This is a genomic window from Vibrio sp. RW (genome assembly GCF_027587105.1).
GTDB lineage: Bacteria > Pseudomonadota > Gammaproteobacteria > Enterobacterales > Vibrionaceae > Vibrio > Vibrio toranzoniae.
On sequence record NZ_JAPPTM010000037.1, the window covers coordinates 22403 to 30965 of the forward strand.

The 8563-nt window shown below is 40.4% G+C and carries 9 protein-coding genes; 2 read left to right on the top strand and 7 right to left on the bottom strand.

Annotated elements, in window-relative coordinates; all coding sequences use genetic code 11:
• Positions 1 to 5 precede the first annotated feature (5 nt).
• The 4 genes from cpaB to OCT63_RS19655 form a co-directional block, all read right to left on the bottom strand.
• A complete protein-coding gene (cpaB, locus tag OCT63_RS19640) occupies positions 6 to 755 on the bottom strand; it encodes a Flp pilus assembly protein CpaB (protein WP_060468508.1) in 750 nt (249 codons plus the stop codon).
• Positions 748 to 2097, bottom strand: a complete 1350-nt coding sequence (locus tag OCT63_RS19645) for an AAA family ATPase (protein ID WP_161673037.1) — start codon at positions 2095 to 2097, stop codon at positions 748 to 750. The genes cpaB and OCT63_RS19645 overlap by 8 nt, the downstream gene beginning before the upstream one ends.
• Positions 2098 to 2136: 39 nt before the next feature.
• Positions 2137 to 2667 carry an A24 family peptidase gene (locus tag OCT63_RS19650; RefSeq protein ID WP_269984396.1) on the bottom strand — a complete coding sequence of 177 codons (531 nt, stop codon included), beginning with the start codon at positions 2665 to 2667 and terminating at the stop codon, positions 2137 to 2139.
• 168 nt (positions 2668 to 2835) lie between these two features.
• Positions 2836 to 3015: a Flp family type IVb pilin gene (locus tag OCT63_RS19655; protein WP_017088257.1), complete on the bottom strand. Its 180-nt coding sequence runs from the start codon at positions 3013 to 3015 to the stop codon at positions 2836 to 2838.
• A gap of 195 nt (positions 3016 to 3210) precedes the next feature.
• Between OCT63_RS19655 and OCT63_RS19660 the strand changes: the two genes are divergently transcribed.
• On the top strand, positions 3211 to 3954 hold the full coding sequence (locus OCT63_RS19660; RefSeq protein ID WP_269984397.1) for a helix-turn-helix domain-containing protein: 744 nt from the start codon (positions 3211 to 3213) through the stop codon (positions 3952 to 3954).
• Between the two features lie 83 nt (positions 3955 to 4037).
• Positions 4038 to 5726 carry an AMP-binding protein gene (locus OCT63_RS19665; RefSeq protein ID WP_060468512.1) on the top strand — a complete coding sequence of 563 codons (1689 nt, stop codon included), beginning with the start codon at positions 4038 to 4040 and terminating at the stop codon, positions 5724 to 5726.
• 157 nt (positions 5727 to 5883) lie between these two features.
• Here the strand turns inward: OCT63_RS19665 and OCT63_RS19670 are convergent, their stop codons facing one another.
• From OCT63_RS19670 to OCT63_RS19680, 3 genes are read right to left on the bottom strand one after another with little or no spacing between them, the layout of a single operon-like run.
• Positions 5884 to 7266 carry a TadE/TadG family type IV pilus assembly protein gene (locus tag OCT63_RS19670; RefSeq protein WP_161673033.1) on the bottom strand — a complete coding sequence of 461 codons (1383 nt, stop codon included), beginning with the start codon at positions 7264 to 7266 and terminating at the stop codon, positions 5884 to 5886.
• 10 nt (positions 7267 to 7276) lie between these two features.
• On the bottom strand, positions 7277 to 7837 hold the full coding sequence (locus tag OCT63_RS19675) for a TadE family protein (protein WP_161685702.1): 561 nt from the start codon (positions 7835 to 7837) through the stop codon (positions 7277 to 7279).
• A gap of 11 nt (positions 7838 to 7848) precedes the next feature.
• Positions 7849 to 8343: a TadE/TadG family type IV pilus assembly protein gene (locus tag OCT63_RS19680; protein ID WP_060468515.1), complete on the bottom strand. Its 495-nt coding sequence runs from the start codon at positions 8341 to 8343 to the stop codon at positions 7849 to 7851.
• Between the last annotated feature and the right edge of the window lie 220 nt (positions 8344 to 8563).

Sequence of the window (8563 nt, forward strand, 5' to 3'; positions counted from 1 at the left end):
TCACCTCAATCCTTGACGCGCACACTAGAAGTTTCCGTACCTTTGATAATGGTTACTCTTGGTCGAGGCACGTATCGACGAACGACTTTCTTCTCAATTTCATGAGGGTTTCTCAACGCTAGCTGAATACTCCCCTTGCTCTTAGCTGTTAGTAATTTTTCAGCATCTTTGGGGGAAACCTCTAACGTCACAGCGCGTACAATAATGGGGCTGTTTTCATTGGTTTTGGCGGTTTGGTCTACCGCTAACACTTTGATATTTTTGAGGACGGTTCGAGTCGCTGCAGAATTTTTACCATAAGAAACGGTATTGAGAATATCCACTTTATTCCCCGGTAATAGGAAACCAGCCACACCAATAACGTCATCAACTCGTATTGTTACTGCGCGCTTATTCTCCGGTATTAGCGCGGCTAACGTCGATCCCTCTCCAGGCGTAGTAAACCTCATTTTATGAAGAACTTCGCCAGCATAAATGGTATTGGCGACGACCTTGCCAACAAGTTCAGAAGCATCGGAGTAATTATTGTCATTAATCCAATCCACTTCCATTAACTTGGTCGTTAAGAATGTATCCTCAATAACGGTTCCAGCTTCAATTTCTTGTGACGCAACCACAACGGGATGGCGCTCCACTGTCTCTACTTCAACCGTTGGCTGAACTTGGTTGTCCATCCACTGCTTAGCAAAAAATACGGCAGCTAAACCAAATACTACGGACAATAAAAATAGTAGGAAAACTTGACTCTTATTCATTATTTTCTTCCTCGTGTCCATCAGAGGTAAAATAGACTTCCCATGCCATGGAAAGAATATCGTAGGTAATAACAGGCGGTAGTTGCTCAAACGAAAGTATATCTTTGCTTATACCAACGAGATCTTTCGGTAAACAAGGGAAGAGTGGTATTTTGCAAAGAGAATGCATCTGAGACAAACGCTCAAAAAAACCAACTTCAAGCTCAACTCCTTTTTCAGCAACAACGCGCATCCACAAAGCTTCATAGTCACCTTGGTTAAGAGGCTTAAATTCAATTTTGTAGCCCAAGCGTCGTAGAAATGCAGGATCGCTTATTTTCTCTGGATTCAGATTAGTAGAGAAAGCAAGCGTTAACACGAATGGCATCGTGACTTGTTGACCATTAGGTAGCGAAAGGTAATCAAAGGAGTACTCCATCGGCACAATCCAGCGATTAAGCAATGTATCCACTGGCATGGGTTGACGTCCAAGGTCATCAATCACAAAGATGCCGTTGTTGGCCATCATTTGTACAGGCGCTAGCCAAACCCGACTGTTCTCAGAGTGATTGACTTCAAGCATGTTCATAGACAGCTCGCCACCCACTTGAATATTTGGCCGCTCACAATTGAGCCAACGCTTATCATATTGATCTTTAAGAGAAACTAAACTATCACTACCATTACTATCTAAAGGTTTATGGTGTTGAGTAGAGAAAACCTTGATGATATTACCAAGCGCATAAACGGCATAAGGAATAAAAACAGACGTATGTAAGGCATTCACAATACGCGTTGCCACAAATGTTTTACCCGTTCCAGCATGCCCATACAACAACAAAGCTCTCCCTGAATTAATTGCCGGTCCCAACACAGAGATCATTCTGTTGACACCATAAACATCACTCAGTGCCGCTTCGACATGTGGTCGCGTCACTAACTCAGCTCTTAGGTCTTGTTGTTTTACAATGTCACTATATTGAGCAAGTGAAACAGGGACAGGTCCAAGATAAGCATCACGGGTAAAGGCAAGATCAGCTTCTTCCATGCCTTTTTCCGACAGAGAATATCGGACATGACTATGTGAAGATGACTCTAAGGATAGAGCCGAAACTGGCTGAAAAACTTCAATCAATGATTTTTTTCTAAGTACCGCAAGTCCGTTTTCAACAATATGCGTCACTACACACAAATAGTTAGAAAGCTCTAATACATCAGATTTAGGGTACGCAGATAAGTGCTTGAGCAATAAGTTTTCAATCACAACTTCAGGTATACCAAGCGATTCAATGGAAGTAGGTACCAAAGGAGCTGATATTTGAGGCTTTAAGTTGCTCGGGGAAGGGATCCCTCTCATATCCATATATCCTCTCCAACACATCGATTAGTGATTTAGTTTGACCTATGTAAAATAACTGTACATCGCTAAACCTATTACAACTGAAGGAGCAAATGGCATTGTTACTTTATTTGAGTACCGAGAATGCACAACCGACTCATTATTAACATTAGGTGATATTCCACTCACAAACAGAAGTTTCTCTTCCAAATATCGTCTAACCGTTATCTCACTATTATTTGCCCGATTATAAAGCAGATAAAATGTTCCTATAACGCCAGAAGCTATGAGTATGTAATAAGTTACATCAAGCAATGACCCCCACCCAACATACAATCCAATAACACCCAAAAACTTCACATCCCCTGCAGACATTGCTCTCAGAAAATATAATATCAAACCTAAAGAAAAAAGAACGACAGCACCAGTTAACGAATGAATGAATTCATAGAATGAAAAACCATCATTTAACATTAAGAATAAATACAACAATAAAAATAAAATCAGTACCTTGTTTGGTATACGATGCTTATCAACATCGTATACCGAAACAATGATAAGCAACGCCCAAAAAGCTAAAGATTCACTTATCATTAAATTAAATACCCGCCACAATCGAAAGAAACTTATTGATTAGAGCAGTCGCGATTCCAGAAAATATTAACCAAGCGAGGATGACAAGCGAAGCAGCTCCAATGACATATTCCACTACAGTTAAACCTTTCTGGTGCCCCTCCCTTTTTTGGTTCATGTGACAAGCTCTTACGATGTACTGATTTGATCAACAATCGTACTTAACTTCGTTGATAGCGCAGTACCAATACCGGTAAATATTGTCGTCAATCCCAATACAAGCATCGCTGCACCAATTACGTATTCAATAACCGTAAGACCTTCTTCATCATTCATGAATTCTTTACAATTTTTCAAAAACTTACTCATGAGAATCTCTCCTTGATTTAGCTAACAGGTTTTTGTTTACCTGTAAACTAAATCTAGAGCTGAACAATATATTTGGTTAGGATTTTCTTGCCATTTACTTGCACTTTTTTGTGGTACTTCTAATCTAATTAGTATGTTTAGTTATTTACCTATTATTGAGTCATACTTTTAGTACAAAACTGGACACATATGAGTATAAATATAGTTACACCATTATTATCGGATGTGGATAGTGAATTTAACTCAATTATTAACAAAAAAATTAGCCACTATTTTTCCGTGCAATATTTTGGTCAAGATATCTCTATTATCAGTAACTTAGATGTGAGATTGGTCTTTTTTACTCTCAATAGTAACGATAGTTATCAATTGCTTAACATGGCAATTTCTATTTGTGAGAACCTAAATAAGCGAATAGTCATTATTTGCTCATCTCCGTTACCGAATATTATTCAAAATCATAAAAATGTTTTTTTTATTATCGAAACGAGCAGCAATCATCTAAGTCGTAAATTCGAAGAACTAAAAGAGAAAACACAGCATATTTTTGATCCTCATTTCGACATCGATAGAAACATGAACAAGAACAACCAATTATCAGCAAAAATATTCACATCGGAAGTTGTCAATTTTATCATGAGGAATATCAACAGAGACATTAGAGAAACAGAAATTGCCGATCGATGTCATTGTTCAACAACCTACTTTTCGAAAAAGTTTCATCTACACTTTGGAGTAAGCTTTAGAGACTTTGTGTGCGACAAGCGGATTTTGTTGGCTAAGAAGCTGATTGAAGCGGATACCGAATCAAAAATTGCTGTGATTGCTTATCAATGTGGCTACAAGGATGTCTCGTACTTCTCGAGAATTTTTAAGAAAAGGACCGGAGTAACACCGGCAAGTTACAGGCGTACGTGCATGGATAACAGAAACCGCTAATTTTACTCTCAAAAATAAAAAAACATGGTACATTTAACATGATTTTAACAAAAATAACTTAGCGAAAAACATGGAGTTAGACAATGATTCAGCCTAACGAGTTTAGCCAAGAACAAGCAACAGCTCTCCCTACACCCAATGATATGATTTTAAAATGGGCAGAAGAACGCCCAGATGAGATCTATTTAAAACAAATAATTAACCGCCAGTTTGTGGAGTTCACATATAAAGAGGTGGCCGATAAGGCACTCAAACTTGCTTCTGCATTAGAAGCTCTTGGCGCCAAACCTGGTGACCGAGTGGCTCTGGTTTCTAAAAACTGTGCAGAGTGGTTTATCTGCGATCTTGCCATGATGTTGGGAGACTTTGTTAGCGTCCCTATTTTCCCAACAGCTGGTGCCGATACGATTCAATACTGTATTGAACACAGCGAAAGTAAGATTGTAATTGCGGGTAAACTCGACGATGCTACTGCAACGCAAAAAGTGTTAGATGACAACCCAAGCCTGATAAGCATCTCGCTTCCTTATGACAGTGCAGCAAAATGTCATCATACTTTTGAAGAACTCATCGATAAACATGAACCATCAACCAAACGCCCTCAGCATCACGACGATAAGCTAATGTCACTTGTTTATACTTCGGGTACATCAGGGCTACCAAAAGGCGCAATGCTTACATACGGCGCGTTTACTTGGTCTGTTCAAAGGTTGATTGACCATATTGGAATCCAGCCCGGCGATCGCCTGTTTTCTTACCTACCACTGGCCCATATTACAGAGCGCGTTTACATCTTTGGTTCTTCAGTGATGGGTGGCGTAGTCACGGCTTTCCCAGAGTCTTTAGACACGTTTATTGATGATGTGAAAATGCATCGTCCAACTCTGTTTATTTCAGTTCCTCGCCTATGGACTCTGTTCCAGCAGCGAATCCAAGACAAATTGCCACAGAAGAAGCTCAATTTCTTGTTGAAGATTCCATTTGTAAACAACCTCATCAAAAAGAAATTAGCGGATGGTTTGGGCCTAGATCAAGCTCGCGTACTTGGTTGTGGCTCAGCTCCAGTATCACCCGCTCTACTTTCATGGTACGAAAGTGTTGGTCTACATATTACCGAAGCTTGGGGCATGACAGAGTCATTCGCGTATAGCACACTCAACTACCCATTTAGAGCAGACAAAATTGGTACGGTTGGCAATGCTGGTCCGGGGATTGAACTCAAAATAGCGGAAGATGAAGAGATCCTTGTTCGAGGCAAGGGCCTATTCTGTGGCTACTACAAGAATGATATTGCGACCCAAGAATCTTTCAATTCAGAAGGTTGGCTCCATACTGGAGATATTGGCGATATTGATAGCGAAGGCTACCTAACGATTCGTGGACGTAAGAAAGATACCTTTAAAACCGCTAAAGGTAAGTTTGTTGCTCCCGTCCCTATCGAGAATAAACTCTTTGAGTATAGCCGCGTAGAAATGATGTGTTTGATAGGCTTAGGCTTACCAGGTCCTATCTTACTTGTCGTGCCCCATGACTTCCCTAACTTTGATAGAGCTCGTTATGAGAGAACGACCAAACGTGTTATCGAGAAAATGAACGAGCAGCTCGCCTCACATGAGAAGATCAAAGGCGTACTGATGATTAAGGAACCATGGAGTATTGAGAATGGCGTATTAACACCTACTCTCAAGATAAAGCGACATATCCTTGAACAGAAATATCACGAAGTCGGTCATAACTGGCCAAAAGATAAATTGGTGGTTTGGGAAGAATAACCATCACTTCCAACTAACCCTGAATAAAGATGCTACTAAATATAAATTAGCACTAAGAGGGAGTTAATAGCTCCCTCTTTTTATGTGACTCAACTTCCTATTGATAGCTCTTCCTACTGATAGCATTAACGCAAGTAAATGAACCCACAGATAAGTATTACAAGGTTAACCTGATAATTACATCTAACATCTTATCAAAGCAAGGACCTAACGCTTCTTCATCAATGGCATGGCAATACACCCCTTCGAGCTGAGCTGGATCATAATCCGCACTTAAACCTGGATCATCTAAAAGTGCGCTCGAGTTTGCCATTCGTAACAATAAGTCTTCACCAAGCTCGCTATCAGGCCCGGTTGCCGATGTTAATGATGAACCTAACCCTAGAGTAAAGACATAGATATCTTCGCCTCTTGCGGCTTCTGCGATGTCTTCAACTAGATTACGAGCAACCCGATTAACCCGGGAATACAGATCATTAGCAGAATGACTATCTGGGTCATATTGCGGCACGGGACGTAAGTAGTGGGCGGGATTTAAGATATTGAACTCAGTAGCGCCCGAGTCATGAGTCGTATAATAAGTTGGCATTTCACTTATATGATCATCAATGTCACTCCCTTCGTAACCACCAGACAAAGTGGTGGCAATTAAATCATGCCTCCAAAGCCCTCTGGGAGTACCACTACTACTATCACTGGATCTAATCGCGCCAACGTGTGAACCACCGTCTTCAAAGTCAAAAGTTGAAGCAAAGGTATTAGGAGCCCCATCGGTAAAAAAAACTATTACTTTCAAGTTAGCTGGGTTATTAACTGTTCTAAGCTCATTCAACGCTCGATACATTCCCTCCGATGCATTAGTATATTGAGCATTAAAAGTGGTACCAAAATTAAAGTTATCTATCTCCGATTTGATAGTACTTCGACTATGGCCTCGAGTCGTACTGAACACCACAGGAACCTCAGCCCCAAAGGCGAATTTAACCAGTGAAATACGGTCAAATCCTTCATGAAAATTTTCGACAAATGACTTAGACCTGTCAATAACATCTTGGGTCACATCGCCTATGCTCCCAAGCCTCAAAGATGTTGTGTTATCAATCACTAATACCAAATCAACTGGACGGCGGATGGATTGCGCGGACACGCCTGGACTAAATGAATCTAAACCTATCAAGGGTAAGAAAATAGTGGGCACTTGTGCTGTCGCCGAAATATCAATGGAGATATTACCAAAATCATCATGCGAGAAATTTGCCCCACCGAAGCTTGGCGTTGCTGAGTAGAAGTCAGCAGGGAAATTGGCTGAAAAATACTTTTGAGCTGCTGCTCGCCCTGCATCTTCACCATTAGCAACCGCTCTCGCGGCTGCAATACTTGCAGCATCGACCGCCGCAAATAACTTGGACTTAACAATATAAGCTCGCCCAACATCAACAGAAAGCCCAACCACTAAGAGAATAAAAGGCAGTGCGATAACTGACATCAAAGCCACTAGTCCCCGACTGTAACGGTATTTGATTGGAGCTCCAGTATCCATATTGACCTCCCTACATATATGTTGTGTCGCTCAGAATGTATTCATCATCAAAAATTCGACTAAAAATAGGCGAATAGTCATAGAACACTTCGACGCTATACACGATCTCCCCATCATCTAACGCCAACGTCAAATTATTAATAAGCGGAGGATCATCTGCATCGATATCAGAGCATTCTCCATCAACTTCCCAGTTACTGCAGCTAGACCAAATATTACTATTTCGAGCTAACCCATATTGGTTCCAACGGTATTGGCTTTTTACATAAGGAAAAGCATCTTCTTGGCCGACCACCTCGGTAATATAAATAACGCCATCTTGAGTCAAATCCAATGTTCCCGATGTCGTTGCAATGATATCCATGACTTCTTGAGGTGGATCTGTATTACTCCGCGAGATAATGTTACCGCCTTCTCGACTGATACTGATAATGATGTGGTTAGCTTGAATAAGGTGTGTGATATCGACGGCAGCAACAATAAGCAACATAAACAATGGTGCAATCAAGGTCATTTCAATTGCTGCAAACCCTTTTTCTGTACCTTTTGTTTTTATCTTTAAAGGAAACATCTTGTTTCTCCTTAAAAAGCTTCGTTTTTCATTGCCGCACTAACGGTAAACTTAAACTTTCCATCGTCGAGCAAAACATACATATAAGGGTTAACAGATGGCCATTCGCAATCGAGATGAATAGAAATGATATCTCCAGAACCACCAAAACCGCTGACAGCGTTGCCATAAACATCTTCAACACGTATGTTTTGGACGTCCATCACTTTATCGAGCAAGCCACTCGAAGATCGAGAGATTTGTTCTAGTATTGCCGCTTCGCGATTACTCGATGCGTCAGGATCCAAATCAGAGCGACCTGTGATCGCATATCTGGCGCCCTCTCTTGCCGAATGCTGCATGGTCAATTTAACAAATCCATATATGCCAAGATCGACAACCGTTAGGAAAAGAGCAAAAAATAGGCTTACCACAATCGTAAACTCTATAATAGCGATGCCTTTCATCTTGGAACTTACACAGTTTCGAGCACGGTTATGCAACGAACATTTTGAAAAATATCTCATACATCACATCCCCTACCTCTTTGTTTTTCTGTCTACTACATTTAGTCCAATCGAAAACCTAGGAGAGATAAAAACAGACCTTTACACATATAGGATTAATAAATTAGTTATTCAAGTTTTATATTTTTACGCATTTAAAGGTTGTAATATGGAAGTGTAACTCCAGGTAAAGTAAATTTAACTGTTTCATATTCAATTACTTAAATTAAATATCAATTAA

What these genes read in the sequence shown, in the direction of transcription:
- cpaB (WP_060468508.1), bottom strand. Translation starts at nt 755, where the DNA reads ATGAATAAGAGTCAAGTTTTCCTACTATTTTTATTGTCCGTAGTATTT.
- OCT63_RS19645 (WP_161673037.1), bottom strand. Translation starts at nt 2,097, where the DNA reads ATGGATATGAGAGGGATCCCTTCCCCGAGCAACTTAAAGCCTCAAATA.
- OCT63_RS19650 (WP_269984396.1), bottom strand. Translation starts at nt 2,667, where the DNA reads ATGATAAGTGAATCTTTAGCTTTTTGGGCGTTGCTTATCATTGTTTCG.
- OCT63_RS19655 (WP_017088257.1), bottom strand. Translation starts at nt 3,015, where the DNA reads ATGAGTAAGTTTTTGAAAAATTGTAAAGAATTCATGAATGATGAAGAA.
- OCT63_RS19665 (WP_060468512.1), top strand. Translation starts at nt 4,038, where the DNA reads ATGATTCAGCCTAACGAGTTTAGCCAAGAACAAGCAACAGCTCTCCCT.
- OCT63_RS19670 (WP_161673033.1), bottom strand. Translation starts at nt 7,266, where the DNA reads ATGGATACTGGAGCTCCAATCAAATACCGTTACAGTCGGGGACTAGTG.
- OCT63_RS19675 (WP_161685702.1), bottom strand. Translation starts at nt 7,837, where the DNA reads ATGTTTCCTTTAAAGATAAAAACAAAAGGTACAGAAAAAGGGTTTGCA.
- OCT63_RS19680 (WP_060468515.1), bottom strand. Translation starts at nt 8,343, where the DNA reads ATGAGATATTTTTCAAAATGTTCGTTGCATAACCGTGCTCGAAACTGT.